Source organism: Bacillus sp. 01N42_2, from assembly GCF_056399565.1.
This window is the reverse complement of sequence record NZ_JBFTRO010000002.1, coordinates 423,689-449,719: the sequence shown is the minus strand read 5'-3', so window position 1 is coordinate 449,719 and position 26,031 is coordinate 423,689. Positions and strand designations below refer to the sequence as shown.

The 26,031-nt window shown below is 46.3% G+C and carries 29 protein-coding genes; 25 read left to right on the top strand and 4 right to left on the bottom strand.

The genetic code is table 11. The features are described from left to right. Both ctaF and ctaG read left to right on the top strand, forming a co-directional pair. A complete protein-coding gene (gene ctaF, locus AC1DN5_RS05910; protein WP_007409686.1) occupies positions 1-333 on the top strand; it encodes a cytochrome c oxidase subunit IVB in 333 nt (110 codons plus the stop codon). A 24-nt stretch (positions 334-357) separates the two neighbouring features. Beyond that, positions 358-1,242: a cytochrome c oxidase assembly factor CtaG gene (ctaG, locus tag AC1DN5_RS05905; RefSeq protein WP_366969427.1), complete on the top strand. Its 885-nt coding sequence runs from the start codon at positions 358-360 to the stop codon at positions 1,240-1,242. A 33-nt stretch (positions 1,243-1,275) separates the two neighbouring features. Here ctaG and AC1DN5_RS05900 read toward each other — a convergent pair whose 3' ends face one another. Next, positions 1,276-1,635 carry a YugN family protein gene (locus AC1DN5_RS05900; protein WP_016936230.1) on the bottom strand — a complete coding sequence of 120 codons (360 nt, stop codon included), beginning with the start codon at positions 1,633-1,635 and terminating at the stop codon, positions 1,276-1,278. A 140-nt stretch (positions 1,636-1,775) separates the two neighbouring features. Between AC1DN5_RS05900 and AC1DN5_RS05895 the strand changes: the two genes are divergently transcribed. The 8 genes from AC1DN5_RS05895 (at position 1,776) to coaD (ending at position 6,374) form a co-directional block, all read left to right on the top strand. After that, on the top strand, positions 1,776-2,219 hold the full coding sequence (locus tag AC1DN5_RS05895; protein WP_366969426.1) for a CBS domain-containing protein: 444 nt from the start codon (positions 1,776-1,778) through the stop codon (positions 2,217-2,219). An 83-nt stretch (positions 2,220-2,302) separates the two neighbouring features. Further along, a complete protein-coding gene (locus AC1DN5_RS05890; protein WP_016936228.1) occupies positions 2,303-3,343 on the top strand; it encodes a CAP domain-containing protein in 1,041 nt (346 codons plus the stop codon). Between the two features lie 174 nt (positions 3,344-3,517). Then, entirely contained in the window at positions 3,518-3,928 is a 411-nt protein-coding gene (locus AC1DN5_RS05885; protein WP_047475165.1) for a YlbD family protein, read from the top strand. 15 nt (positions 3,929-3,943) lie between these two features. Beyond that, positions 3,944-4,183: a YlbE-like family protein gene (locus AC1DN5_RS05880; protein ID WP_099744272.1), complete on the top strand. Its 240-nt coding sequence runs from the start codon at positions 3,944-3,946 to the stop codon at positions 4,181-4,183. A 71-nt stretch (positions 4,184-4,254) separates the two neighbouring features. Further along, positions 4,255-4,704, top strand: coding sequence for a regulatory iron-sulfur-containing complex subunit RicF (ricF, locus tag AC1DN5_RS05875; protein WP_016936226.1), 450 nt, complete (start codon positions 4,255-4,257; stop codon positions 4,702-4,704). Between the two features lie 57 nt (positions 4,705-4,761). After that, positions 4,762-5,034 carry a YlbG family protein gene (locus tag AC1DN5_RS05870; RefSeq protein WP_016936225.1) on the top strand — a complete coding sequence of 91 codons (273 nt, stop codon included), beginning with the start codon at positions 4,762-4,764 and terminating at the stop codon, positions 5,032-5,034. Positions 5,035-5,332: 298 nt separating this feature from the next. Then, a complete protein-coding gene (rsmD, locus tag AC1DN5_RS05865) occupies positions 5,333-5,887 on the top strand; it encodes a 16S rRNA (guanine(966)-N(2))-methyltransferase RsmD (RefSeq protein ID WP_016936223.1) in 555 nt (184 codons plus the stop codon). Positions 5,888-5,891: 4 nt separating this feature from the next. Continuing rightward, positions 5,892-6,374, top strand: a complete 483-nt coding sequence (gene coaD, locus AC1DN5_RS05860; RefSeq protein ID WP_016936222.1) for a pantetheine-phosphate adenylyltransferase — start codon at positions 5,892-5,894, stop codon at positions 6,372-6,374. Positions 6,375-6,391: 17 nt separating this feature from the next. Here coaD and ylbJ read toward each other — a convergent pair whose 3' ends face one another. Next, the gene (gene ylbJ, locus AC1DN5_RS05855; protein WP_366969423.1) at positions 6,392-7,618 is read right to left on the bottom strand and encodes a sporulation integral membrane protein YlbJ; all 1,227 of its coding nucleotides are present in this window, start codon (positions 7,616-7,618) and stop codon (positions 6,392-6,394) included. A 178-nt stretch (positions 7,619-7,796) separates the two neighbouring features. On the opposite strand from ylbJ, the gene AC1DN5_RS05850 reads away from it, so the two are divergent. Both AC1DN5_RS05850 and AC1DN5_RS05845 read left to right on the top strand, forming a co-directional pair. Next, the gene (locus tag AC1DN5_RS05850; RefSeq protein WP_014304961.1) at positions 7,797-8,576 is read left to right on the top strand and encodes a patatin family protein; all 780 of its coding nucleotides are present in this window, start codon (positions 7,797-7,799) and stop codon (positions 8,574-8,576) included. 5 nt (positions 8,577-8,581) lie between these two features. Further along, positions 8,582-9,604 carry a SepM family pheromone-processing serine protease gene (locus tag AC1DN5_RS05845; protein WP_016936220.1) on the top strand — a complete coding sequence of 341 codons (1,023 nt, stop codon included), beginning with the start codon at positions 8,582-8,584 and terminating at the stop codon, positions 9,602-9,604. 18 nt (positions 9,605-9,622) lie between these two features. On the opposite strand, the gene AC1DN5_RS05840 is transcribed toward AC1DN5_RS05845, so the two are convergent. Next, on the bottom strand, positions 9,623-10,870 hold the full coding sequence (locus AC1DN5_RS05840; protein WP_366969421.1) for a nucleotidyltransferase: 1,248 nt from the start codon (positions 10,868-10,870) through the stop codon (positions 9,623-9,625). 208 nt (positions 10,871-11,078) lie between these two features. On the opposite strand from AC1DN5_RS05840, the gene AC1DN5_RS05835 reads away from it, so the two are divergent. The 3 genes from AC1DN5_RS05835 to gerR all read left to right on the top strand — a co-directional run bounded on the left by AC1DN5_RS05835 (position 11,079) and on the right by gerR (position 12,530). Continuing rightward, on the top strand, positions 11,079-11,597 hold the full coding sequence (locus tag AC1DN5_RS05835) for a YceD family protein (RefSeq protein WP_016936218.1): 519 nt from the start codon (positions 11,079-11,081) through the stop codon (positions 11,595-11,597). Positions 11,598-11,618: 21 nt separating this feature from the next. After that, positions 11,619-11,798: a 50S ribosomal protein L32 gene (gene rpmF, locus AC1DN5_RS05830; RefSeq protein ID WP_003154457.1), complete on the top strand. Its 180-nt coding sequence runs from the start codon at positions 11,619-11,621 to the stop codon at positions 11,796-11,798. Between the two features lie 156 nt (positions 11,799-11,954). Beyond that, the gene (gerR, locus tag AC1DN5_RS05825; protein WP_016936217.1) at positions 11,955-12,530 is read left to right on the top strand and encodes a sporulation-specific transcriptional regulator GerR; all 576 of its coding nucleotides are present in this window, start codon (positions 11,955-11,957) and stop codon (positions 12,528-12,530) included. Between the two features lie 40 nt (positions 12,531-12,570). Here the strand turns inward: gerR and AC1DN5_RS05820 are convergent, their stop codons facing one another. After that, entirely contained in the window at positions 12,571-13,053 is a 483-nt protein-coding gene (locus tag AC1DN5_RS05820; protein ID WP_016936216.1) for an N-acetyltransferase, read from the bottom strand. A gap of 163 nt (positions 13,054-13,216) precedes the next feature. Here AC1DN5_RS05820 and AC1DN5_RS05815 point away from each other — a divergent pair, with 163 nt between their 5' ends. The 10 genes from AC1DN5_RS05815 to murD all read left to right on the top strand — a co-directional run bounded on the left by AC1DN5_RS05815 (position 13,217) and on the right by murD (position 26,029). Continuing rightward, positions 13,217-14,098: a 2-dehydropantoate 2-reductase gene (locus AC1DN5_RS05815; RefSeq protein ID WP_255034064.1), complete on the top strand. Its 882-nt coding sequence runs from the start codon at positions 13,217-13,219 to the stop codon at positions 14,096-14,098. 86 nt (positions 14,099-14,184) lie between these two features. Next, positions 14,185-15,804, top strand: a complete 1,620-nt coding sequence (gene bshC / locus AC1DN5_RS05810) for a bacillithiol biosynthesis cysteine-adding enzyme BshC (protein WP_016936214.1) — start codon at positions 14,185-14,187, stop codon at positions 15,802-15,804. Between the two features lie 125 nt (positions 15,805-15,929). Continuing rightward, positions 15,930-16,361, top strand: a complete 432-nt coding sequence (gene mraZ / locus AC1DN5_RS05805; protein ID WP_013352164.1) for a division/cell wall cluster transcriptional repressor MraZ — start codon at positions 15,930-15,932, stop codon at positions 16,359-16,361. 66 nt (positions 16,362-16,427) lie between these two features. Next, a complete protein-coding gene (gene rsmH / locus AC1DN5_RS05800; protein WP_016936213.1) occupies positions 16,428-17,363 on the top strand; it encodes a 16S rRNA (cytosine(1402)-N(4))-methyltransferase RsmH in 936 nt (311 codons plus the stop codon). A 38-nt stretch (positions 17,364-17,401) separates the two neighbouring features. Then, positions 17,402-17,755: a cell division protein FtsL gene (gene ftsL, locus AC1DN5_RS05795; protein ID WP_016936212.1), complete on the top strand. Its 354-nt coding sequence runs from the start codon at positions 17,402-17,404 to the stop codon at positions 17,753-17,755. 6 nt (positions 17,756-17,761) lie between these two features. Then, positions 17,762-19,891: a penicillin-binding protein 2B gene (pbpB, locus tag AC1DN5_RS05790; RefSeq protein ID WP_016936211.1), complete on the top strand. Its 2,130-nt coding sequence runs from the start codon at positions 17,762-17,764 to the stop codon at positions 19,889-19,891. 112 nt (positions 19,892-20,003) lie between these two features. Then, positions 20,004-21,923, top strand: a complete 1,920-nt coding sequence (locus AC1DN5_RS05785; RefSeq protein WP_016936210.1) for a stage V sporulation protein D — start codon at positions 20,004-20,006, stop codon at positions 21,921-21,923. A gap of 195 nt (positions 21,924-22,118) precedes the next feature. Further along, positions 22,119-23,591: a UDP-N-acetylmuramoyl-L-alanyl-D-glutamate--2,6-diaminopimelate ligase gene (locus AC1DN5_RS05780; RefSeq protein WP_016936209.1), complete on the top strand. Its 1,473-nt coding sequence runs from the start codon at positions 22,119-22,121 to the stop codon at positions 23,589-23,591. 107 nt (positions 23,592-23,698) lie between these two features. Beyond that, entirely contained in the window at positions 23,699-24,673 is a 975-nt protein-coding gene (gene mraY / locus AC1DN5_RS05775) for a phospho-N-acetylmuramoyl-pentapeptide-transferase (protein ID WP_007409707.1), read from the top strand. Beyond that, the gene (murD, locus tag AC1DN5_RS05770; protein ID WP_366969417.1) at positions 24,674-26,029 is read left to right on the top strand and encodes a UDP-N-acetylmuramoyl-L-alanine--D-glutamate ligase; all 1,356 of its coding nucleotides are present in this window, start codon (positions 24,674-24,676) and stop codon (positions 26,027-26,029) included. It abuts the gene before it with no gap. Positions 26,030-26,031 lie beyond the last annotated feature (2 nt).

The following is a 26,031-nucleotide window of genomic DNA, read 5'->3' as shown; positions in this document are numbered from 1 at the left end:
ATGGACGATAACAAAAACAGAGGGACTGTCAGTACGGATCTCGAATATCGGAAAAAGAAAAATGCCGAGGAGATGAAATATCAGGTCATATCCTTCGGTTTGATGATCGGCCTTACGCTTGTCGCGTTTTTGACGGTGGCTGCAGACGGCATTGCCGGATGGTTTACGATGCCGTTTCTTATCCTGCTTGCGGTCATCCAGGTCATCTTTCAGCTGTTTTACTTTATGCATATGAGCCAGAAAGGGCATGAAGCGCCGTCACTATTTCTGTATTCGGGAATATTTGTCGCGTTTATCACCGTGCTTGCATTTGTCACGATTATTTGGTGGTAATCGGGGCGGCGGGGAGTGAGAGATTTGATTAATTTGGAAATGTTCGGGTTTCGCGCCATGTGGAGCCCGTATCTGTTTTGTATAACTGCCGTGATAACAGGTGTTTACTTTTACTGGTGCAGCCGGCATAAAGGACGTGTGTCGGTTAAAGAGAAGGTGCTGTTTGTGCTTTCCGCACTGTTTTTTTACGCGGCTGCGGGAAGTCCGGTTGACTTATTGGGCCACGTGATGTTCAGCGCTCATATGGTGCAGATGGCGGTTCTGTTTTTAGTTGTGCCGCCGCTCTTGATTTCCGGAATTCCCGGCTGGGCATGGAAAAAACTGATTTTCCGTCCCGTCGTAAAGCGGCTGTTTTCATTTTTTTCACAGCCGCTTATCGCTTTGCTGCTGTTTAACGGCATTTTTTCACTGTATCACATTCCGTTTATATTTGATTTCGTCAAAACGGATTCGCTGTATCACGCGCTGATGAACGGACTCATCTTCGTAACGGCGTTTTTTATGTGGTGGCCGCTTGTGCATCAGGTGGACGGTCTGCCCCGGCTCAGCGGTTTAATGAAGCTTGGGTACATTATGGCGGACGGGATTCTGTTAACGCCGGCGTGTGCACTCATTATGTTCAGCGGGGCGCCCATGTATGCCACGTACACAGATCCGGCGGCTTGGGCCGAAGCTATGAAGCTTTGTGTCCCTTTAGACTTGGCGGAGAAGATCCCTTTATCCGGTCCGGAGATATTTAACACGCTTCCTCCTCTGGAAGATCAGCAGCTCGGGGCAGTACTGATGAAAATCATACAAGAGATTGTTTACGGAACATATTTGGCTGTCGTCTTTTTTCAGTGGGTCAGAACGGAACGGGAAAAAGATACGCTTTCAGAGCCGCCGTATATCGAGCATACCGTCTCATAAAAAAAGTACAGCATATTCTGCTGTACTTTTTTATTACATTTGCACTGTTTTTAAAGACTCTGCCAATTCAAGCAGTAATGCCTTGCTTTTTGCGACGACATGTTCCGGAAATTCTTCATCGCTGCCGTATTCTACGCCGTGCGGATAATAATGCTTTCCTAAAAGAGGGGCCTTCAGCTGAATCACGGCACGGCTGCCGCCTACATCGCCCTCTTTTGCCGTTCCTTGAATCCGCAGATAAAATGTCCCCTCAGCAACTGAAAACTTTTTGTCGTAAGTCACTCTTTCATAATCCCATTGTCCGGCCAGAATGAGCCCTTTGCTTTCCATCAGATCATTCAAGCGGCTGAGCTCCGCAGTTACCCCTTCAAGACCGCTGTTTTCAAACTTCAAACCTTCCCCCTCCTTTTAAAATTTACCTTTCCTGACAATCATAGTATGAAAGCGTTGCACATTCAATGATTCATACGGTGAAAGTATGCAAAAAGAAAAATTTGACGACAATAGTAGCAGAAAAAAGGAGGAATTCCGCAATGACAAAGATCAATAAGCTCATGACGTCAGACTTGCAATATTGTACAGTATTAGATAATGTATATGAAGCTGCGGTGAAGATGAAAGACGCGGATGTCGGCGCTATTCCGATAGTGGATGAGGACGGAGCGACCCTTGTCGGGATCGTGACAGACAGAGATCTCGTATTACGGGGAATTGCTTCTAAAAAGCCGAACTCTCAAAAAATAACCGACGCAATGACAGAGCGGGTTATCAGTGCAGAAGAAGACGCTTCTGTAGAAGAAGTGCTCCATATGATGGCTGAACATCAGCTCAGAAGAATCCCCGTCACAAGGGATAAAAAACTGGTCGGCATTGTCACGCTCGGCGACCTTTCCTTGGCTGAGCAATCAAATGAGCAAGCAGGCCGGGTGCTGTCTGACATTTCTGAAGACGAAGGTCCGGAAGGGTTTATCCATTAAACATAAATGACGGACGCTGCAAATAGGCTGTACTGTATAAGAAAAACAATAATAGAACGGTTTGATTTCATGGGGGTGAGAGGTTGAAAAATATCGCCAGGGCTCTCGTTATCCTTTTGCTTATTTACGGAGCGTATGTTCTGTTTATACAATATGGATCGGCTCCTCAGAAAAAAACGAATCAGGAGGAGCCTCAGGTTTCCAATGAGGAGGCGAGCGGAAAACGGCTGAAAATACCGTCATCCGGACTGCTTTCTCTCATGGGGAAATCTGCTGCCGATGTGAAAAAGAAACTCGGGGAACCGTCCCGGAAAGATCCTTCTGCCTATGATTATGAATGGTGGGTGTACAACCAGGGGAAAGACCAATATGTACAAGTCGGTATTCTGAATGATAAAGCCGTGACTTTATACGCTTCAGGAAGCGGCATCAACGCAAAACCGTTTAAGATCGGCGAATCGACGGGCGAAGTCTTTAAAACGACGCAGGTTGCTCCGTTTGTCAATGTGACGGATAAGGGTAACACGTACCGGTTTGAGTTTTCTGAAGAAGATATCAATACCCGTCCCACTGTTAAGATCGGCGGTATGTATGTTCAGCTGTACATGGACAAATTTGACGGGAATCTGTCAAGCATCAGGGCATTTGATGCGGAAACGCTAGTAAAACAAAGGCCGTACGAGGTTATGTACAGAGGAAGACTCACAGAACCCGAGCCTGTTTCCGATAAAAAATGGGACAGCATTGAACGGGCGAGCGAACAGCAGATTCTCGATATTACAAATGTCATCCGCGTGAAACACGGACTTGCAAGGCTGAAATGGGACGAAGGCGCTGCAAAAGTGGCATTCGGCCACAGCCAGGACATGAAGGACAACAAGTATTTCTCCCATGTCTCAAAGAAATACGGGACTTTGAAGGACCGCTTGGAAAAAGGCGATGTGAAATACCGTGAGGCCGGTGAAAATATTGCATACAACTATGTGGACGGTCCGGCGGCAGTGGAAGGCTGGCTGAACAGCGAAGGACACAGAAAAGCGCTGTTAAGCCCTGATTACACACACCTCGGGGTCGGCGTGGACCGGAAATATTATACGCAAAACTTCATTAAGCCTTGGCAGTAAAAACCGCAGAGGGGCGCAGCCCCCCGCGGTTTTTTTATGTTTTTTCGCGAGCGGGCTCCTGCCGGGAAAAATTATTTTTGCATATACCTGCTTTTTTTCGCAATTTAGGCGAACATTAAGGCGCCTGAACCGATACATTATAGCAGGCAAAACTTTTCGGAGGGGGTGAGAATTGTGGCGAATCAGCAATCACGGCAATCAATAGATGATTTTAAACAATTCGTAAAAAAGCATCCCAAACTGATCCAAAATGTTCGCAAGGAACAAAGAAGCTGGCAGGAAGTCTATGAAAATTGGGTTCTCCTCGGCGAGGACGATTCGATGTGGGACCCTTTTAAAGACGAGGCCGTTCAGTCTGCTTCTGAAGCGGAAACCAAACAGGAACCAGCTGAAAAGAACGATTTCGTTTCAAAAATGGTCACTGCCGTCAAAAAAATGGATATCAACCAAATGAATGAGCAGATCAATAAAATGAGCCAGTCTATTTCATCATTGCAAAGCCTTTTAAGCCAATTTTCGAGCAGCGATACGAAGCAGCCCCGGCAAGGCTCCGGACAACATCCTTTTTCGTTCAGGAAGGATTAAAGAAGGGGATCGTGTATGCGAAAAGAGGTTCAGGAATTCATATCTGCAGATGAGGAACGGAAACAGTTTATACGGCAGCGCCCCGTCTGGTACCGAAGACTCGCGAGAAAGCCGGACGATCTCAATTCATTTCAGCTGGACATGATGAATTTTTATGAAAAAACGATACCGCACCGGGTAAGCCAATTCTCAAACGGGATTCAGATGGCGCAGATGATGATGCAGATGGTTCACGCCATGCGTTCGCAGGATTAAAAAAGCATTTAAACGCCGCATTTTCCAATTGGCAGGTTTCGTGGTAAACTAACAACTGGAGGTGCGTATTAATGTATGCAACAATTGAGTCCGTCCGGCTTCAAAGTGAAGCGGAGCAGCTTGCCGGCATGATTCTGCAGTCTGAGACGGCTGAAAATTACCGTGATTGTTACAAGCGTCTCCATGAAGATGAAGAGGCAGGGCGGATTATTCGTTCTTTTTTGAGCATTAAAGAGCAGTATGAGGATGTGCAGCGCTTTGGCAAATACCATCCTGATTATAGAGAAATTTCCCGCAAAATGAGAGAGTTGAAGCGGGAGCTGGATTTAAATGATAAGGTGGCCGAATTTAAAAAAGCGGAGACTGAGCTTCAGTCGCTGCTTGACGAGATCAGCATCGAACTCGGCACGGCCGTTTCGGAGCATGTAAAAGTTCCGACGGGGAATCCTTATTTTGACGGCCTGTCATCCTGCGGCGGCGGCTGCGGTTCCGGCGGCGGCTGCGGATGCAAAGTTTCCTGACGAGACGGCCGTCTCGTCTTTTACATAAAATGAACAGAGAGTCAGGCGGTGATCATGATGGAAAGCAAGCGCCAAGGCATAATCGTATATCTGCATTCTTTAAAACACAGTAAAATGCTGAGAAAATTCGGCAACGTTCATTATGTTTCCAAGCGGCTGAAATACGCAGTGCTGTATTGCGATATGGGCCAAATCGAAAAAACGATGGAAAAGATTTCTTCTTATTCATATGTGAAGAAAGTAGAGCCTTCATATAAGCCCTTTTTAAAGCTGGAATTTGAATCAAAGCTTGATAAAGCAAAAGAGTACGATTATAAGATCGGCATATAAAAAAATCCCCGCAGAAACCTGCGGGGTCCTTCTATTCCTTAACAAGTTAAGGAGAAGGCAAAGGGAGAGGAGAAACCGGAGGAAGAACTTATGGGGAAACGTAAGTCTTCTCCGCGGTTGGCAACAACATCATTTATTGATGCTGTTACACGTAGTTTTGACAAGAATGTGAGCATGTATACATGATTTCACGCTCATTGTTTGAAAGAATGCTTTATGATAAGATAGGGATTGTTTTTGTACATAACGGCTCAGCCGATGCGAAACATCAAAGTTTTCAGAAAAAGTGGTGTGAAAAATGAGAGTAATTTCCGGTTCAAGAAAAGGACGAGCCTTAAAGGCTGTGCCGGGCACATCAACAAGGCCGACGACGGATAAAGTAAAAGAGTCTATTTTTAATATGATCGGCCCGTATTTTGACGGAGGAACGGGGCTGGATTTGTTTGCGGGGAGCGGCGGTCTCGGAATTGAAGCGCTGTCGCGCGGATTTGACCGCTGTATCTTTGTGGATCGTGATTTCAAAGCTATCCAAACGGTAAAAGCGAATTTAAAAGCGCTGGATCTGCTGTCTTCAACGGAAGTATACCGCAATGATGCAGAGCGGGCCCTCTATGCCGCGGCGAAACGGGAAAAAGGTTTTGACGGAATTTTCTTAGATCCTCCGTATAAGGAACAAAAGCTGAAAGCGCTTATCGAAATGATTGATGAAGAGAACATGCTGAATGAAGGCGGTTTTGTCGTAGCCGAGCATGATAAAGCGGTTGCGCTTCCTGAAGCCGTCGGCACGCTTACTGTAACAAGAAGGGAAATTTACGGGCTTACAGGAGTGACGATATACCGAAATAGGGGGTAATGATGTGGCAAGTATAGCTGTATGTCCCGGAAGTTTTGATCCCGTCACCTACGGACACATGGACATTATCAGGCGGGGAGCAAACGTGTTTGAGCATGTGTACGTATGCGTGCTTAACAATTCTTCCAAGCAGCCGCTGTTTACAGTCGAAGAACGCTGTGAGCTATTGCGGGAAGTGACAAAAGACATACCGAATATTACGGTCGAGACGTCAGGGGGACTGTTGATCGACTACGCCAAAAAAAAGCAGGCGAATGCGATTATCAGGGGACTCAGAGCTGTTTCTGACTTCGAATATGAGATGCAGGGAACCTCTGTCAACCGCGTGCTTGACGAGTCAATAGAAACCTTTTTTATGATGACGAACAATCAGTACTCTTTTTTAAGTTCAAGCATTGTAAAAGAGGTCGCAAAATATAACGGGCCTGTTTCAGAGTTTGTTCCTCCGGAAGTCGAACAGGCGCTGCAGCAGAAATTTAAAGGATGAGAAGCGCGTTTGGCGTCTCATCCTTTTTTTATCCGTGCTGACAGCCTGTAACAATAAATCAGTGCGTATACGGTGAGGGCAGCCAGGGTTACGGCGGGGCCGGCTTCAACAAGTGTGTTCCATCCGCTGACGGCAGCCGAGGCCGCACTCTGATCGCGGAGCGGAAGGAATACGGACTGGTAAGGTTCGTCCAATGCAAGATAAAGCGGCTTCCACAGTAAAAGAATAAAAAGGGCGGCATAAATGCCTTGAAGGATACGTGCCGCAAAAAACGGTTTAAAGCGGATATCTGTTTCCGATAAAATGCCGGCCACTTGGGCCTGTACGGAAAGGCCGCTGAAACCGAGAATAAAACTCACAATCATCGCTTTCGGCAGCAAAGCGGCATCCGCTTCACTGACCAGCTTGCTCCCAAGCGTAATCTCAAACATTCCGCTGATAAGAGGAATGTCCAGACTTACGGGAAGATGGAAAAGCGAAAGAAGCGCGTTCGTAAATACAGAAAGCACATCCATGACTTGTACGATTGATAATAACCGGCTGAAAACCGAAAACAATATAATAAAACCGCCCACCATCAGCAAGGTTTGTACAGAAGACGTGACGGCGTCGCTTAAAATTTTTCCGAGCGGCCGCTTCTCCGAAAGCCGCGCTTTGTGCAGCGCCAGAAATGCTTCTTTCAGTGAAGGAAGAGCGATCGTCTTTTTACCGCTATACGCCGTTTCTTCTTTCCGTCCGTATGAACGCATCGTCAGGCCGACGGCGATGTTTCCGAGATAGTGAGCCGATGCTAAAAGAATGCCGAGAGAGGCGTTATGAAAAAAGCCGACCGCCACAGCCGCGAATATAAATAACGGATTGGATGAATTGGTAAAAGAGACGAGTCGTTCAGCCTCCACTCTGGAGATCTGTTTCTCCTGGCGCAGCCGTGCAGTCAGTTTCGCGCCGGCCGGATTTCCTGAAGCCATGCCCATAGCCAGTACAAATCCGCCGACCCCCGGCACTCTGAAAATGGGGCGCATAAAGGGTTCGAGTAAAAGGCCGACAAACCTGACAATACCGAATCCGATTAAAAGCTCAGATAAAATAAAAAACGGAAGCAGCGAAGGAAAAACTACCTCCCACCACATGGAAAGACCGGTTTTGGAGGCTTCGAATGAGGCCTGCGGGTGTGAAATAACCGTCGCCGTCAAAAAAATAAAAAACAATGAAATCAAAAATGTATGAAACTTAGACAAGTTCATTCTTACCTCCCCGATGCTAAAATTGCACACTGACATTTATATCATGATAAAATATAGAACAGACCTTAAGGACGGCCGGGCAAGTACCTATTTGTCATCCTGTACTAATATACGAGCATAGGGGTTCAATTTAGACCATAGAATTCATGTATAGGATGTCTATAGGGGGTTCGTCGCGTTGGCCAAACCTACAATCGGGTTAGCGTTAGGTTCGGGAGGGGCAAGAGGCATTGCCCACCTCGGAGTGTTATCCAGTTTACATAAGCATCAGATTCCAATTGATATGATTGCCGGCAGCAGCATGGGAGCGTTAGTCGGAAGCTTTTATGCGGCCGGGCATGACGTGGCCACGATGAAAAAAGTCGCCAAAGCATTTAAGCGGCGGCTGTATGCGGATTATACGATGCCGCGTCTCGGATTTTTGAAAGGGGACCGCATCAGGCAGCTCGTACATGCGTATACGTACGGCAAGCCGATAGAAGAACTGCGGATCCCGCTCGGCATCGTGGCATGCGACCTCCAGACCGGAGAAAAACTCGTTTTTACAAAAGGCTCCGTATCCGAAGCCGTCCGCGCGAGCATCAGCATACCCGGCGTTTTCGTCCCGCAAAAAATGAACGGGCGCATGTTAGTCGACGGCGCGGTGGTTGACAGAATCCCGGTTTCCGCGGTAAAGGATATGGGCGCTGATATCGTTATCGCCTCTGACGTATCGCGGGTGAAAAAAACGGAAAAAGCGGCACATATTTTTGATGTAATCATGCAAAGTATGGATATACTGCAAAATGAATTGGTCCGTCACCAGACCATTGCCGCAGACGTCATGATCCGCCCTTCTCTTGAATCATTCAGTTCAAGCTCTTTTGCCAACATTGATCATATGATCACAGCGGGCGAAGAAGCCGCAGACCGCATGATCGGCCGGATTAAACAAGAAATAGAGAACTGGGAGGGCTAACTCATATGAAAGCAAAACATTTTCGCTGGGTGTTTATCATCCTGATCTTATTAATCGCTGTTACATTTATTAAGCTTCCGTTTTACATCACACAGCCGGGAGAAGCATCAGAGCTGAGGCCGCTGATTAAGGTGGACGGAGGATATCCTGAAAAAGGAAGCCTTTCCTTGATGACTGTCAAAGTAGGCCCAGCCAATCCGTATACATATCTTTGGGCGAAAGTGCATCCTTACGATGAAATCGTCCCGGATGAAAGCATAAAAGAAGAGGGCGAAACAGATTCAGACTATATGAAGCGCCAGCTGCAGATGATGAAAAGCTCTCAAGAAAACGCGGTCATTGCCGCTTATCAAAAAGCCGGCAAACAGGTAAAATACTCATTTAACGGCATTTACGCCAGCTCAGTCGTTTCCGGCATGCCGGCAAAAGGAAAAATAGAGGTCGGTGATAAAATCATCAGCGCGGACGGAAAAAAATACGAATCCGCTGAAAAGCTGATTGATTATATCAGCAGCAAAAAAGCGGGGGAGAAAGTCACGTTTCACATTGAACGGGACACGAAAGAAAAGACCGTTGACATTGGGCTGAAATCATTCCCGGACGACCCGAAAAGAGCGGGTATCGGTGTCGCGTTATATACGGATCGGAACGTGAAAGTGAAGCCCGATCTTCATTTCAGCATTGAAAACATCGGCGGGCCTTCTGCGGGTCTCATGATGTCTTTAGAAATTTACAACCAGCTGACAAAACCTGACGAAACAAAAGGCTACAATATAGCCGGAACGGGAACAATCGATGTTGACGGCAAAGTCGGGCCGATCGGCGGAATCGATCAGAAAGTCGTCGCCGCAGACAAAGCGGGGAAAGATATTTTCTTTGCGCCGAACCAAAACGGTGCTGAAAACTCTGATTATAAAAATGCGGTAAAAACGGCAAAAGCTATCAAGTCCGATATGAAGATCGTTCCGGTCGACACCATGCAGGACGCACTTGATTATTTGGATAAGCTGAAAGTAAAAAGCACCTGATACAGTCAGGTGCTTTTTTTACGCATTCAAAAAACGTTTTTCGTCTTCATCATAGCGGATCGGCGCTTGTGAAAATTCCTGTTTCTCAAACCATGTGCGTTCAGGTTCTTTTATCGGCAGGCTGTAAACCCGTCCCGCCGATATGTCCAGATCCAGAGCGGGATGGGAGAAAGAGGAGAGCTTGCTGACGAGCGGCGCGGTAAGCTCTTTTTTCTTTGCCGACAGGTATGCCTGTCCTTTTTTCGTCATTCCGAGAAGACGGATATAAGGTGCGCTTGCAGGCTTTAAAAGCCGGTGCATGTCTTCTTTCTTCGTCCGTGTCAGAATGTGCGTATTCATCCGCTGCAGCCTCGTCCACGTGTATCTTTTTGTTTTCAATAGTTCCATCATTTCCTGGTAGGAGCGGGCTTGTCTGATGGTGCGCAGAATTCTGTGCTCAAGGCCTTCTTCCACTTCATAGATTCGGCTTAATTCTTCAGCAGACAGAGTGCTGAGACTGTATTTTACATATGAAAAATAGTCTTCCGTGCTATGCCATAATCCGTATGAGTTTCTGTATGCGTCCAGCTCGCGCACAGACGCTTCAGGGAGAAAGCTCTTTACGGCCGCCGTTCCCTCTTCTAGCAGCGCTTTTCTGATGCTTGTGGCGCTGGCTATCCGGCTGTCATCCCCGGGAAGCTCGGCGTCATGATACCCGGAAGCGACCCTGGCTGTCGTATAAGGCTTCATGGCGGAACCGGAGGCATGTATCGCTTTGACGTAGTGAAAACCGAGAATATTATTCGGCTTAGACAAATCAAGCATGTCCTGTCCTTTGAATATGTGTGAAAAAGCTTTTGAGGCGGCGGCCGGATAGCTGAGCCCCTTTTTCAGCTCCTCTTTCAGAATCTGGCTGCAGTCAGATTCCTTTCGGCTGAACGCTTCAGCGGCTTCAATAAAGGGGTCAATCCGTCCGTTTTCACTGCCGAAAAATAAGCTGCTGCATCCTAATTGGTGAAGAAGCGAGACACTGCCGCGCGCGAATAATTCCGCTTTTTGTACGGCATATATATAAGGGAGCTCAATGACGATATCCACGCCGTTTTCCAGCGCCATTTTTGTCCGGGCCCACTTTGAGACGGCGGCCGGTTCCCCGCGCTGCAAAAAAGGGCCGCTCATCACCGCTGCCGCGACGCTGCTGTCCGTCTTGATTTTTGCTTGTTCCGCATGATAGCGGTGTCCGTTATGAAAGGGATTATATTCAACAACCAGGCCGACTGCTTTCATATTTGTTCCGCCTTTCTTGCTATGTTTTGCTTCGTATGGTACATTTGCAAATGAAGTGCATATTTTCGTCCGTTTTGTTTAGTGTATGATTAGCCTATCCGGCTGTCAACGATTGCATGACGGCGGCATTATGCTGTAAAGAAAAAATATTGACAAAAACATTCTGAAAAGCTATAATCATGTTTGTTGCTTTCCTGAGGTGATACAAATGAAATGGACGATTTATCAGCTTCATCAAATGGCGAAAAAGAGCTTTGAATTTGATGAAACAGTTGAGTTGAATGAGCTGACAAAATTGAATTCTGACATCCGCCGCATTTCTCCCGTCCGGGTGAAGGGCCGTGCGGAGATTGAATCCAAGCAGGTTTCGTTTGACTTTACGATTTCAGGCGAAATGGTTTTGCCGTGCTCAAGAACTTTAGTTGATGTGCCGTATCCATTTACAATCGCGACAAAAGAACTGTTTAGATTTCATAAGACGGATGATATAGAAGATGAGGACGTTCATATTGCTGAAGACGATACCGTCGACTTGACTCCGATCGTAAAAGAAGAGATTCTTTTAGAAATTCCTATGCAAATCTTTTGTGAAACTGAACAAAAAGAAGGGGCCGCTCCCCAAGTGGGAAAGGATTGGCAAGTGATTTCTGAGGAAGAGAAGAAAAATCAGATCGACCCCAGACTTGCGGATCTGAAAAAGCTCTTAACACAAGATGATGAATCTTAACTCTTTAAGGAGGTGGGAATAATGGCTGTACCTTTTAGAAGAACTTCTAAAATGAAAAAAAGATTGCGCCGTACACATTTCAAACTAAATGTACCTGGTATGACAGAATGCCCGTCATGCGGAGAGATGAAATTGTCTCACCGTGTATGTAAAGCATGCGGATCATACAACGGCAAAGACATAAATGTAAAAAGCAATTAATGTATGAAGAAAAGCGCGGGAATTTCGGTTCCTGCGCTTTTCTTTTTTTCTCCCTCCAGCCTGCTTCCGCCGAAAAAATTGTGAGCGCCAATAGTCTATCTAATCTATCAGCGGCATATGTATGAGGTAAATGAGCAAATATGGAGGGAGATACGATTGACGATTACGAGACAAGATGCGTGGACGCAAGATGAAGATTTGCTGCTGGCCGAGGTGGTGCTCAGGCACATACGGGAGGGCGGGACCCAGCTTTCCGCTTTTGAAGAAGTCGGCAGAGCGCTGACGAGAACGGCTGCCGCCTGCGGGTTCAGGTGGAATTCTTATGTCAGGAAACAATATCAGTCAGGGATAGAACTGGCGAAAAAACAGCGGAAGGAATTAAGAAAGCAAATCGGGGTGCATTCCGCCAATCTGCCGGGAACCGTCAAGCAGCCCCCGATCCGCAGGGCGGAAGGAGAAAAAGAGCTGTCCATTGATGATGTGATTTTGTTTCTGCAGCAATTTAAAGAGTCGCCGGCCGCAGCGGATGTGCGTCATGAAAAAGAAAAACTCACAGAACAGCTGACCGCGCTGCAAAAAGAAGTCGAGGATCTGCGTGAGGAAAACGAAAGCCTGAGAAACAAGCTGGAGATGACGGAAGAAGATTACAAAGCGTTAATTGATATTATGGACAGGGCGAGAAGGATGGTCAATTTGAAAGATGATGAAAGAAAATCGGCGCAGAGCCTGTAAAATCAACCGGCCTGAGGGCGTTGTCCCGGCCGGTTTTTTATTATGCCGTTTCCCCGGATGTCATTTCACCGTCCATATCAGGATGCCAGATGTAAGGGTTTTCTCCTTTGTCGCGCGCCATATCATATTTAACGGGCTCGAAATTCATCTTATCCCAGAATTCTGCTGATTTCATGCGTGAATTCGTCCTGATCGGCATTCTGAAGGATTTTGCAAAATCGACAAGCGCTTTGCCGTATCCGTTGTTTTGATAGCCAGGAAGAACCTCAAGCTTCCATAGTTCCAAAAAGTCCTGACGCTGATCAAAATACGGATTCGTGCTTCCGCTTACCTGATATAAACTCATTCTCGCCACTAGTTTATCCCCGAAGTAAATCCCGTAAAAAGGCGAGGTGCTGTCATTTTCAATGATATTATCCTGCAGATCTTCAAGCATGGACAGCTCCTGCATCCCGTATTCTTTAAACCTTTTAAATTCTTCGAGTGTCTTAAAGTTGATGAGCAGGCGCTCTATTTTCAACACAAACTCCCCCTTTGTTGTGTTCTACTTATTATTGTAAACGCTTTAATTGAAAATTCCAACTATAATATGTTCGTCTGTCATTTTGTTCAAAACGAAATTGAAGTAATTTGCGGCGGCTTCTGCTATGATAATATGGAAAAAAGCAGATATAGGGTGTGAAAGTGTGAAAATCGGAATTATCGGCGGCGGAGCGGTGGGCCTTTTATGTGCTTACTACTTATCGTCCCGCCATCAGGTAACGGTCATCACGCGGCGGACGGAGCAGGCTGATGCGATTAACTCAGGCGGTATACGGCTGGTGAAAGACGGAAAAGAATTTACGGCGTCATGCAGAGCGCAAACTGGCATCACTTCCGGATTCGATCTCTTAATCGCAGCTGTTAAACAGCACCAGCTCAGCGATGTTTTGCCGGATCTTAAGACAATAAAAGGGACGAATGTGTTGTTTTTGCAAAACGGCATGGGACACATACACGACATCAAAGATTGGCATACAGATCATTCGCTTTATGCCGGCACGGTTGAGCACGGGGCAAAAAGGATATCAGATCATGCCGTTGAACATACTGGGACCGGTGCCGTAAGATGGAGTGTATTCCGCGCATCCCGGCCGGAAACGCTCATCAACATCTTTTCCGGCATGCACCGGGATTTTCCCGTATATGATGAAAACGACTGGTATCAGCTGTTAACGGGAAAACTGATCATAAATGTATGCATCAACCCGTTAACTGCATTGCTGCGCGTGAAAAACGGAGAGCTGTTAACAAATGCCGCTTACAAAAAATATATGAGAAACGTGTTTGAAGAAGCGGAGACAATTCTTGGACTCGCGGATAGAGAGGAAGCGTGGAACAGGGTTTGCGACGTTTGCAGCCGGACGGAAAAAAATCATTCTTCCATGCTTGTCGATATCTTGGCGGGAAGACGGACGGAGGCCGATGCGATTATCGGCTACCTTGTGAAAGAAGCGGAGAGCCGGGGATTGCCGGCCGTTCATCTCCCGTTTTTATACCGCAGCATAAAAGCGTTAGAAAGAAACTGAAACAAAGTCTTTTGAGGTTTTCCGGTAACATGCTATACTCATTTCGGAAACCTAACTATTTATTGGAGAAAGGAAGTTCCAGACAGATGCAGCTAACTGAACTTTCCATCAAAAGTCAAAATACGTTTGTGCAGCACTATATAGATGGAGAAAACATGTCTTCATTTTTTGATTATGATATTCATTCTGAGGATGTATGGCAAAAGCGGCTTCATGACCTGTCTTCAAGGCCGTTTGCCAGAGAGGAATTAGCCGATTACCTATCCTCGTATCACGAAAAATTTAACTCCGCCGCCATGCAGGCCTCCATCAAAAAACTGAGAGATCCAAAAAGCGCAGCAGTTGTAGGCGGACAGCAGGCCGGTCTTTTAACAGGACCCCTTTACACCATACATAAGATTATCTCCATTATCGTACTTGCCAGACAGCAGGAAGAGGCGCTCCGGATTCCTGTCGTTCCGATTTTCTGGGTGGCGGGTGAAGATCACGATCTGGAAGAAATCAATTATGTGCATACGTCAACAGAGAAAAAAGGCCCGGTGAAACAGAAGCTGCCGCAGTCTTACTGGAAAAAAACATCGGCGGCCAATACCTCTCTTGATCAGGAAAAATGTGCGGCGTGGATTGATGAAGTGTTCGCTTCTTTTGAGGAAACGGATCACACAAACGCACTCCTTCAAAATGTGAAGCGATGTTTACGCTCATCAGAGACATTTACGGACTTTTTCGAACTGTTAATTGCCGGCTTGTTTCAAGAAGAAGGACTTATTCTGATGAATTCCGGAGATCCCGGGATTAAAAAGCTGGAAACGGTAATGTTTCAGCAGATTTTAAAGCACAATAATGAACTTGCCGAAGCAGTGTCAAATCAGCAGCGTCTTATGCGGGAAGCCGGTTATCACCCGATTATTGAGTCGGACAAAGAACAGGCCAACTTATTTTACGAGTATGAGGGAGAGCGCTTCTTAATTGAAAAAGAAAATGGCGTTTTTGTCATTAAGGAGCTAGACCTCGAGTGGACGGACGACGAACTTCATACTCATATGGAAGAAAAACCGGAATGTTTCAGCAATAACGTTGTGACAAGGCCGCTGATGCAGGAGTTTCTCATCCCGACTCTTGCGTTTATCGCAGGGCCGGGGGAAGTCAATTATTGGGGCGAGCTGAAGCAGGCTTTCTCATTAATGGGCTTTTCTATGACTCCGGTAGTGCCGAGATTAAACATTACGATTCTTGAGCGCCATATTGAAAAGAAGCTTTCAGAACGGAATATCCCGCTTCAGGAAGCGATCGAACACGGCACCGGACATCTGAAGGAGACTTATTTTAACGAGCAGATTCCTGAAGAATTTTCTTCTGTGATGGAACAGGCGAAGTCGCAGATTGAAGCTGCCCATAAAAAAGCAAGGGACGAAGCGCTTAAAGTCGATTCAAGCCTTGAGCCGCTCTTACAGAAGAATGCCGCCTTCATTCAAGATCAGCTCTTGTTTCTAGAACGGACGGTAACAAAAAGAATTGAAGAAAAAGAAGGTTTTGTGCTTCGTGACTATGAAAGAATCCAAAACAGCATCAGACCGCTCGGCGCTCCGCAGGAACGGATCTGGAATGTAATGTATTATTTGAACCGTTACGGTCCAAAATTCTTCACAACCTTCAAACATCTGCCATTTTCTTTTCAAAACCAACATCAGATTGTCAAACTTTGAAACAAAGTTTTAAAGAACCCTGAATAGTTCAGGGTTTTTTTTTATGTTTAAACAGTGTAAAATGAGGTTGTGGAGAGAAGTGGCGGATAGTGGTGAGTTTAGGGGAGAAAGTGGGGGTCCTTATCATGTTTATGGGTGAATACCAGCATACAATTGATGCAAAGGGCCGCATGATCGTACCCGCAAAATTCAGAGAAGGCCTCGGTGAGCAGTTTGTGCTGACAAGAGGACTTGACCAATGTCTTTTCGGCTACCCGATGAATGAATGGAAGCTGATCGAAGAAAAGCTGAAGGCGCTGCCGCTCACCAAAAAAGACGCCCGCGCATTTACCCGTTTCTTTTTTTCCGGTGCGACCGAATGCGAACTGGACAAGCAGGGAAGGGTTAATATTGCGTCATCTCTTCTGAATTACGCAAAACTGGAAAAAGAATGTGTTGTCATCGGGGTTTCCAATCGAATTGAATTGTGGAGTAAGGTAATCTGGGAACAATACACAGAAGAGCAAGAAGATTCATTCGCTGAAATTGCTGAAAACATGATTGGATTTGATATATAATGGATCTTCGTGCATCACAGCAACTGACAATTCAATTCATTCCTGATAAAGGTGGGACCGACACAAATGTTTCAGCATAAGACAGTACTTCTACGTGAAACCGTCGACGGTTTAAATATCAAACCGGACGGAACCTATGTGGACTGCACCCTGGGAGGCGCCGGGCACAGTACATATTTATTGCAGCAATTATCGGAAAAAGGGCGTTTAATCGCCTTTGACCAAGATGACACGGCGCTTGAAAACGCAAAGCAAACATTGTCTGAGTACAAAGGACAGCTCATTTTGGTGAAAAGCAACTTTCGTTATTTAAAAGAATGTTTACACGAACACGGCATTACGAGTGTCGACGGAATTTTATTTGATTTAGGAGTATCCTCACCGCAGCTTGATACACCGGAACGGGGATTCAGCTATCATCATGACGCACCGCTGGACATGAGGATGGACCAGTCGGCCGCCCTTACGGCGAAAGAGGTCGTAAATGAATGGCGGTATGAGGATCTTGTGCGGATTTTCTTTAAATACGGAGAAGAAAAATTCAGCAAGCAAATCGCCAGAAAAATTGAAGAGGCAAGAGAGAAATCGCCTATTCAAACAACCGGCCAACTGGTCGATCTAATAAAGGACGCGATACCGGCTCCGGCGAGAAGAAGCGGCGGTCATCCGGCCAAACGCGTATTTCAGGCGATTCGAATCGCCGTAAACGATGAGCTTCAAGTATTTGAAGAGGCTCTCTTGCAGGCGATAGAGATGCTGAAGCCGGGCGGAAGGGTATCTGTGATCACTTTTCACTCACTGGAAGACAGAATGTGCAAGACGACATTCAAGGAAAAATCATCACTTCCCGAACTGCCTCCGGGTCTTCCTGTGATACCGGAAGAATTTGAACCGGAATTAAAACTGATTACGAGAAAACCCATTACGGCATCAAAAGAGGAGCTTGAAGAAAATAACCGCGCCCGCTCAGCGAAGCTCCGCATTGCGGAGAAACGAAAATAACGGGCAGCAAATGACAACATAAAGGAGGTCATCAGCCTATGAGCAACTTAGCTTACCAGCAGGAAAAACAACAACGGCCAGTGATAAGTCCCGAAAAAAAGGTGATTGTCAAAAAAAGGGCTTCCATTACACTCGGGGAAAAGGTGCTGCTCGTCCTGTTTGCCATTGCCGTTCTCTCCACTTCAATGTTTATCGTATCAAAGGCATACGCGGCGTACCAATCCAATATTGAGGTGCAAAAACTGGAGGAGAAAGTATCAGAGAAGAATAAGCAGATCGGTGATCTCCAAAAAACGGCGGGTGATTTAAGCCAGCCGCAGCGATTGATGGATATCGCTAAAAAGCACGGTTTGAACCTGAAAGATAAAAAAGTGAAAAACATACAGGAATGATAACCCATGCCTAAAAAAAATAAGTTTATGAACAGAGGAGCAGCGATACTGAGTATTTGTTTCGCTCTCTTTTTCTTTGTCATTCTCGGGAGAATGGCGTACATTCAATTAACCGGTAAAGCTAACGGGGTGGAACTTGCAACAAAAGCGACCGAGCAGCACGAAAAAAAGCGGACGATAGAAGCGAGCCGCGGCTCCATTCTTGACCGGAACGGCAAAGTGCTCGCTGAGGACACGGCGACTTATAAGCTCATTGCCATACTTGATAAAAAGATGAAGCCTCAGTATGTCAAGGATAAAGAGAAAACAGCGGAAAAGCTTGCGAGTGTTATTAAACTTGACAAAAGCGAGATTCTGGACATCTTAAACAGGAATGGCGCGAAGCAGGTGGAATTCGGTTCAGCCGGCCGCGATATCTCTTATGCGAAAAAGCAAAAGATCGAAAAAATGAAGCTTCCAGGTATTTCTTTCTTAAGAGATACGAAGCGCTACTATCCGAACGGTGTGTTTTTATCAAATGTTCTCGGCTATGCCGATGTAAATGAAAAAACAAACCAGATACAAGGATCTTTAGGGCTGGAAAAAATACTGAACAGCTATCTGACGGAACGCGACGGATCCGTCACGTATGAAAGTGATAAATCCGGCTGGAAACTTCCGAACAGCAAAGAAAAAATCACCGCACCTAAAAACGGTGACAATGTATATTTAACCATTGATCAGAAAATTCAAACCTTTTTAGAAGACAGCATGACGAAAGTGGCGGAAAAGTATAAACCGAAAAAAATCATGGCGGCTGTCGTAGAACCGAAAACAGGCAAAGTGCTTGCGATGGGGCAGCGTCCGAGTTTTGATCCGAATCTCAGAAACGTCACCAATTATTACAACGACTTAGTGTCGTACGCGTATGAACCGGGATCGACGATGAAGATCTTTACGCTTGCCGCGGCGATTCAGGAAAACGTGTTTTCTGCAAACGAGAAATATAAATCAGGAACATATAAAGTAGGCGGCGGAACAGTACGAGATTGGAACGATGGAGCCGGCTGGGGCATGACAAGCTTCCATGACGGCCTCATGAGGTCGTCAAATGTTGCTTTCGCCAAACTGGCAGACAAAAAACTCGGGTTTGACCGGTTTAATGAGTATCTGCACAAATTCGGGCTCTATCAAAAAACAGGGATTGATCTGCCCGGTGAAGTATCAAGTAAAATTAACTTCAAATATGATTTTGATAAAGCGTCCACGGCTTACGGCCAAGCATCGGCGATAACGCCGATTCAGCAGCTTCAGGCAGTCACGGCGATTGCCAATAACGGCAAAATGATGAAGCCTTACGTCATTGACCATATCGTCGACCCTGATACGAAAAAAGTCGTCAAGCAGACAAAGCCCGAACAAGCAGGCACGCCGATTTCGGCTGATACGGCCAAACAAGTCCGGGACCTGCTCGGAGAAGTTGTGACGTCAGACATCGGAACGGGAAAACCTTATAAAATTGAAGGTTTTGATGTTGCGGGGAAAACGGGAACCGCGCAAATCGCGGGGACGGGCGGATATTTAAAAGGAACGAGCAACTATGTGTTTTCATTCATGGGCATGGCACCGAAAAATGATCCTAAGCTCGTCATCTATGTAGCCGTGCAGCAGCCGCAATTAAAAGCCGGCCAAAGCAGTTCCGATCCTGTCGCGGAAATCTTTAACCCGACGATGAAAAACAGTTTGCATTATCTGAACATCGAGCCGACGGAAAAGTCAGATTCCGGCCAGGAAGAAACGAAAAGCCAAAAGATCCCTGACCTGACAGACAAGACGGTTACGAATGCTGAGAAGGAAGCGAAAAATGAACATCTCACACCGATTGTCATCGGCAGTGATGTTGCCGTAAAAGAGCAGTATCCGAAAGCCGGGGAAGATGTGATTACCAATCAGAAAATCTTCTTAAAAACAGACGGAAAGATGATAATGCCTGATATGTCCGGATGGTCGAGACGGGAAGTGCTTCAATTCAGCAAGGTATCAGGCATTCACATTGATGTGAGCGGCGAAGGTTACGCTGCCAGCCAAAGTGTCAAAAAAGGCAAAGAACTGAAGGGAAATACCGTGATCAAGGTGAAATTTAAAAATCCTGATTAACGGGACAGAGAAGTCCGCGGATGCCCGCGGGCTTCTTTTTTATGCGCGCCGTTCTATGTATCCAAGCTGAGGCATAAAATGAAACAAGCCTAAATAAGGAGTGGACGGTCCCTTGCGCGTTTCAAATGTAACGGTTCGAAAACGTTTATTACTGGTTTTGCTTTTTGGCGTGATCATTTTTTTGATCATTGACAGCAGATTAGGCTATGTCCAATTTGTAATGGGGGAAAAGCTGACTTCGCTGGCTAAGGATTCCTGGAGCCGGAATTTGCCGTTTGAGCCTGAGCGGGGAGAGATCCTTGACCGGAACGGCGTGAAGCTGGCTACTAATAAAAGCGCGCCGACCGTCTTTGTCGTACCGCGCCAGATTCAAAATCCCATAAAAACGGGCAAGCTTCTCGCGTCAGTTTTAAATATGTCGGAAGAGAAGGTCTATAAACACATTACAAAGAAAACTTCCATAGAAAAAATCTCACCCGAGGGCCGGAAAATTTCAAATAAAAAAGCGAAAGAAATCAAAGCGCTCGATTTAAAAGGGGTTTATGTAGCTGAAGACAGCATCCGTCATTATCCGTACGGAAGCTTTTTGTCCCATGTTCTCGGTTTTGCCGGTATTGATAACCAGGGCCTTCTCGGACTGGAGGCTTATTATGATGATGACTTAAAAGGTGTAAAGGGCTCCGTGAAATTTTATACGGATGCCAAGGGGAAGAAAATGCCTGATGAAGCGGATGATTACACCCCTCCGAAAGACGGACTTGATATGAAATTGACGATTGACGCTAAGGTTCAGACGATTATAGAACGAGAGCTCGACAATGCAGCAGCGAAATACAACCCGGACGGAATGATTGCGGTCGCAATGAATCCGAAAAACGGGGAAGTGCTGGGAATGTCAAGCCGTCCTGATTTTGATCCGGCTGACTATCAATCAGTGGATCCGTCCGTTTACAACCGGAATCTGCCGGTATGGAGCACGTATGAACCGGGTTCGACCTTTAAGATTATTACGCTTGCGGCGGCGCTCCAAGAGCAAAAAGTAAACTTGCAAAGAGATCATTTTTATGACAAAGGATTTGCCGAGGTGGACGGCGCCCGCCTCAGATGCTGGAAAAAGGGCGGCCACGGTTCGCAGTCTTACCTTGAAGTCGTTCAAAATTCCTGCAACCCTGGGTTTGTACAGCTTGGGGAACGGCTCGGAAAACAAAAGCTGTTTCAATATATTAAGGACTTCGGATTTGGAAAGAAAACAGGCATCGATCTGCAGGGGGAAGGAACGGGGATCTTATTTCCGCTTGACAGAGTCGGCCCGGTCGAACAGGCGACAACCGCTTTCGGACAAGGGGTTTCCGTCACGCCGATTCAGCAGGTGGCAGCCGTATCCGCAGCAATAAACGGCGGAACGCTTTATACTCCTTTTATCGCCAAAGAGTGGGTTGATCCCGTTACGAAAAAAACCGTTAAGAAACAATCGCCGATTGCGAAAAGACAAGTTATTTCCCAGGAAACGTCAAAGCAGATCAGATACGCTTTAGAAAGCGTCGTCGCGCAAGGAACGGGGCGGAATGCCTTTGTAGAAGGATATCGCGTCGGCGGAAAAACAGGAACGGCGCAAAAGGTCAAAGACGGCAAATATCTCGAAAACAATCATATCGTCTCCTTTATCGGTTTTGCGCCGGCTGATGACCCGAGCCTTGTCGTATATGTCGCGGTTGATAATCCGAAAGGCACGATTCAATTCGGGGGAACCGTCGCCGCGCCGATTGTCGGAAATATTATGAGAGACAGTCTGCCGGAGCTCGGCGTCAAACCGCGAAAAAATCAAATCGAGAAAAAATATCAATGGAACGACACAAAAACAATAGAGGTTCCGAATGTTGTAGGGATGTCTGTCTCTGATCTTGAGTCGCTGCTTGTCAATTTGAATATAGACTCCTCAGGAAAAGGAAGCAAAATTGTGAAACAATCACCTGCAGCCGGAACGAAAGTAAAAGAAGGCTCAAAGATCCGTGTTTACTTGAGTGAAGAATGAGTCTTTTTGAGGCAGCCGATTGTTTTCGGCTGCCTTTTATCATAAAGAGAAAAAAAGAAGATAACTTTTAAGATTAACTGGATGTATCCTTTTATTTACGCTAAAATATGAACTGTATGTTTAAAAGCCATTCTGACTTTTATAAACAATTATCATGATAAAAGAATGAATAGAATTTCTGAGAGGTTTGATACAATGAAACTTACAAAGCTGCTTACATATTTAATGGCCGAACCTGTTCAAAATGACTTTCATGACCCTGATATAACTTCAATTGAGATGGACTCCAGGGAAGTGAGAAAAGGGAGTCTTTTTGTGTGTATAAAAGGGTATACGGTGGACGGACATGATTTCGCCCAAAAAGCCGCAGAAAACGGCGCAGCGGCCATCGTCGCCGAGAAAGAGCTTGACGTCGATATTCCTGTCATTATCGTCCGCCGGTCACAGCGGGCGCTCAGCGTTCTTTCTGACGCGTTTTACGGGCAGCCGACAAAGAAACTTCAGCTTATCGGCATCACCGGCACAAACGGCAAGACATCAACGACGCATATGGTGGATGAGATTTTCAAAAAAGCGGGAAGACAGACCGGTTTAATCGGAACGATGTACATTAAAATCGGTGATGAGACATTCCCGGTCAAAAATACAACACCCGAAAGCGTCACACTGCAAAAAACGTTCAAGAAAATGAATGACGAGCATGTTGATACAGCTATTATGGAAGTATCTTCTCACGCTCTGTCACTCGGCAGGGTTCACGGCTGCGATTATGATATCGCCGTGTTCACGAATCTGACGCAGGACCATTTAGACTATCACAAGACGATGGAAGACTACAGACAGGCTAAAAGCCTCCTGTTTTCGCAGCTGGGCGGCTCTTTCAACCATGAAAAGCCGAAGCGGGCCGTTTTAAACGCAGATGACAAAGCCAGCGCTTATTTTGAAAGAGTGACGGCGGCGCACATCCTTACATACGGAATCGAAAACGATGCCGATGTCATGGCGAAACAAATTGAGATCTCTGCGCAAGGCACAAGCTTTGAACTCGTTACGCCAAAAGGAACAAAGCAGATCACGGTTTCACTCGTCGGCCGGTTCAACGTGTATAACGTACTGGCTGCAGCGGCGACAGCGATCGCAGCGGGTCTCCCGTTCGATACGATCACAAGCGCTCTTGAAGAGCTGCAAGGTGTCAGAGGCCGGTTTGAACTGGTGAATCACAATCAGCCGTTTCCTGTCGTCGTCGATTACGCGCACACGCCTGACAGTCTGGAAAACGTCCTGAATACATGCAAAGACATGACAGAGGGCAAGCTTTTCGTCGTCGTCGGCTGCGGCGGTGACCGGGACAAAACAAAACGCCCGAAAATGGCGGAAATTGCGGTGCGGATCGCCGACGAACCGATCTTTACCTCAGATAACCCGAGAAGCGAGGACCCGCTGGCCATATTAAGAGATATGGAAAGAGGGGTAGAAGGAACTTACTATCACAGTATCGCCAACCGCGAGCAGGCCATCTTTTTTGCCATTGCCAACGCAAAAAAGGGTGATGTGGTCCTGATTGCCGGAAAAGGGCATGAAACCTATCAGCAGATCGGCAATGAAACATTCGACTTTGATGACGCCGAAGTAGCGGGAAGAGCTATCGTTGAGCTGAATAAAAAGTAAAACAGGAAAGAGTGTTAGAATGAGGGAAATGAAAAGAATTACGGGGAAACAATCTGAATATGATAAATACGTATGTCGTTTGAACGAAACGGGAGGAGAAAAGAGCAATGCTTGAGCAAGTGATTTTATTTACAATAATAATGGGATTTTTAATCAGTGTTCTGATATCTCCGATTCTTATCCCGTTTTTAAGACGTTTAAAATTCGGCCAGAGCATCAGAGAAGAAGGGCCGAAATCACATATGAAAAAATCAGGGACGCCGACGATGGGCGGGGTCATGATTATCGTATCCATCGCCATTACGGCGATTGTCATGACGCAGAAATTTTCGCATCTGAGCGCGGAAATGTTTCTTCTGCTGTTTGTCACGATCGGATACGGCCTGCTCGGCTTTTTGGATGATTATATTAAAGTGGTGATGAAACGGAATCTCGGATTAACATCGAAACAGAAATTGATCGGCCAGATCATTATCGCCATTGTATTCTACGGAGTATATCATTACTGCCATTTTTCAACCGGCATCAGGGTGCCGGGAACACATCTGTCAATCGATCTCGGCTGGGGATACTTTATCCTCGTTCTCTTTATGCTTGTCGGAGGTTCAAATGCCGTCAATCTGACAGACGGTCTGGACGGTCTCTTGTCCGGTACCGCTGCTATCGCATTCGGCGCTTTCGCCATCCTTGCGTGGAACCAGTCACAATATGACGTTGCAATTTTCTCGGTTGCCGTTGTCGGCGCCGTTCTCGGTTTTCTTGTATTCAACGCCCATCCCGCCAAAGTATTTATGGGGGATACCGGTTCGCTTGCGCTCGGAGGAGCGATCGTGACCGTTGCCATTCTGACGAAGCTTGAAATTCTGCTCGTCATTATCGGCGGAGTTTTTGTTATTGAGACCTTATCTGTTATCTTACAAGTCATCAGCTTTAAAACGACAGGAAAACGAATCTTTAAAATGAGTCCGCTTCACCACCATTACGAATTGGTCGGATGGTCTGAATGGAGAGTTGTCGTCACATTCTGGACTGCGGGACTGCTGCTTGCCGTTTTAGGAATTTACATCGAGGTGTGGTTATAAGTGGAAAACGAACTTTTTTTGCAAAAACAAAACTTTCTGGTCCTCGGACTGGCGAAAAGCGGATATGCGGCTGCGTCGATTCTTCATGAAAAAGGCATTAACGTCGTCGTAAATGATCAAAAAGCCTTTGAAGAAAACGAACCTGCCCAAAGGCTTTCAGAAAGAGGAATTGAGGTTATCTGCGGTGAACATCCGACATCACTTTTTGATCAGCATGATATAACCATTCTGATCAAAAATCCGGGAATCCCGTATGAAAATATCATGGTGGAGGAAGCGCAAAGAAGAGGCATCCCGGTCTGGACGGAAATCGAGCTTGCGTATTATATCACCAATGCAAAATTCATCGGCATTACAGGCTCGAACGGGAAAACAACAACGACGACCCTGGTCTACGAAATGCTGAAGGCTGACTCGATAAAGGCGCTGATCGCGGGGAATATCGGCACTGTGGCCAGTGAAGTGGCTTATCGTGCTGACGGTGATGAATGGATCGTCACGGAGCTTTCTTCGTTCCAGCTGATGGGGACTCATGCGTTCAGACCTGAAATCGGCCTGATTTTAAATGTATTTGACGCTCATTTGGATTATCACCACAGCCGTGAAAATTACGAAAAAGCCAAGCAGAAGGTGTATCTGCATCAGTTTGAGAGCGATACGGCCATCGTGAACCAAAGCGATGAAACAGTCGTGCGGCTTGCCGAAGGCGGAAAAGCCGGCACCGTTCCGTTTTCAGTTCATCAGGAACTGTCCGGCGGCGCATTCATTAAAGACGGAATGCTGATGTTCGGCGATGAAGCGATTCTGCCTGTTGATGATATCGTACTGCCGGGCGCGCACAATTTAGAAAATATTCTAGCTGCTGTAGCCGCTGCAAAAACGGCGGGCGCATCCAATAAAGCGATTCAGAAGGTGCTGACAAGCTTTACCGGTGTTAAACACCGTTTGCAGTATGTGACTGCGATTCAGAATCGTAAATTTTATAATGACAGCAAAGCGACGAATATTTTGGCCACAAGCAAAGCGCTCTCCGCGTTCAAAGCTCCGGTTATACTGCTTGCAGGCGGACTTGACCGCGGCAACGGCTTTGACGATCTGAAACCGTATATGGACAATGTCAAAGCGGTCCTTACGTTCGGCCAGACGGCGCCGAAGATAGAAAAACTGGGCAATGAGCTGGGAATACAACATGTCAAACGTGTCGATAATGTTGAACAAGCAGTATCTGCGGCGTTTGCGCTCTCAAATGAAGGAGACGTCATCCTCTTGTCACCTGCGTGTGCAAGCTGGGATCAGTTCAAAACATTTGAAGAACGCGGTGACATGTTTATAGATGCCGTGCATATGCTTAAGTAAGG

Excerpts from the sequence above, each read along its gene's own strand:
- ctaF (WP_007409686.1), top strand. The coding sequence starts at position 1 with ATGGACGATAACAAAAACAGAGGGACTGTCAGTACGGATCTCGAATAT.
- AC1DN5_RS05895 (WP_366969426.1), top strand. The coding sequence starts at position 1,776 with ATGACAAAGATCAATAAGCTCATGACGTCAGACTTGCAATATTGTACA.
- AC1DN5_RS05880 (WP_099744272.1), top strand. The coding sequence starts at position 3,944 with ATGCGAAAAGAGGTTCAGGAATTCATATCTGCAGATGAGGAACGGAAA.
- ricF (WP_016936226.1), top strand. The coding sequence starts at position 4,255 with ATGTATGCAACAATTGAGTCCGTCCGGCTTCAAAGTGAAGCGGAGCAG.
- AC1DN5_RS05870 (WP_016936225.1), top strand. The coding sequence starts at position 4,762 with ATGGAAAGCAAGCGCCAAGGCATAATCGTATATCTGCATTCTTTAAAA.
- rsmD (WP_016936223.1), top strand. The coding sequence starts at position 5,333 with ATGAGAGTAATTTCCGGTTCAAGAAAAGGACGAGCCTTAAAGGCTGTG.
- ylbJ (WP_366969423.1), bottom strand. The coding sequence starts at position 7,618 with ATGAACTTGTCTAAGTTTCATACATTTTTGATTTCATTGTTTTTTATT.
- AC1DN5_RS05845 (WP_016936220.1), top strand. The coding sequence starts at position 8,582 with ATGAAAGCAAAACATTTTCGCTGGGTGTTTATCATCCTGATCTTATTA.
- AC1DN5_RS05840 (WP_366969421.1), bottom strand. The coding sequence starts at position 10,870 with ATGAAAGCAGTCGGCCTGGTTGTTGAATATAATCCCTTTCATAACGGA.
- AC1DN5_RS05835 (WP_016936218.1), top strand. The coding sequence starts at position 11,079 with ATGAAATGGACGATTTATCAGCTTCATCAAATGGCGAAAAAGAGCTTT.
- rpmF (WP_003154457.1), top strand. The coding sequence starts at position 11,619 with ATGGCTGTACCTTTTAGAAGAACTTCTAAAATGAAAAAAAGATTGCGC.
- bshC (WP_016936214.1), top strand. The coding sequence starts at position 14,185 with ATGCAGCTAACTGAACTTTCCATCAAAAGTCAAAATACGTTTGTGCAG.
- mraZ (WP_013352164.1), top strand. The coding sequence starts at position 15,930 with ATGTTTATGGGTGAATACCAGCATACAATTGATGCAAAGGGCCGCATG.
- rsmH (WP_016936213.1), top strand. The coding sequence starts at position 16,428 with ATGTTTCAGCATAAGACAGTACTTCTACGTGAAACCGTCGACGGTTTA.
- ftsL (WP_016936212.1), top strand. The coding sequence starts at position 17,402 with ATGAGCAACTTAGCTTACCAGCAGGAAAAACAACAACGGCCAGTGATA.
- pbpB (WP_016936211.1), top strand. The coding sequence starts at position 17,762 with ATGCCTAAAAAAAATAAGTTTATGAACAGAGGAGCAGCGATACTGAGT.
- AC1DN5_RS05780 (WP_016936209.1), top strand. The coding sequence starts at position 22,119 with ATGAAACTTACAAAGCTGCTTACATATTTAATGGCCGAACCTGTTCAA.
- mraY (WP_007409707.1), top strand. The coding sequence starts at position 23,699 with ATGCTTGAGCAAGTGATTTTATTTACAATAATAATGGGATTTTTAATC.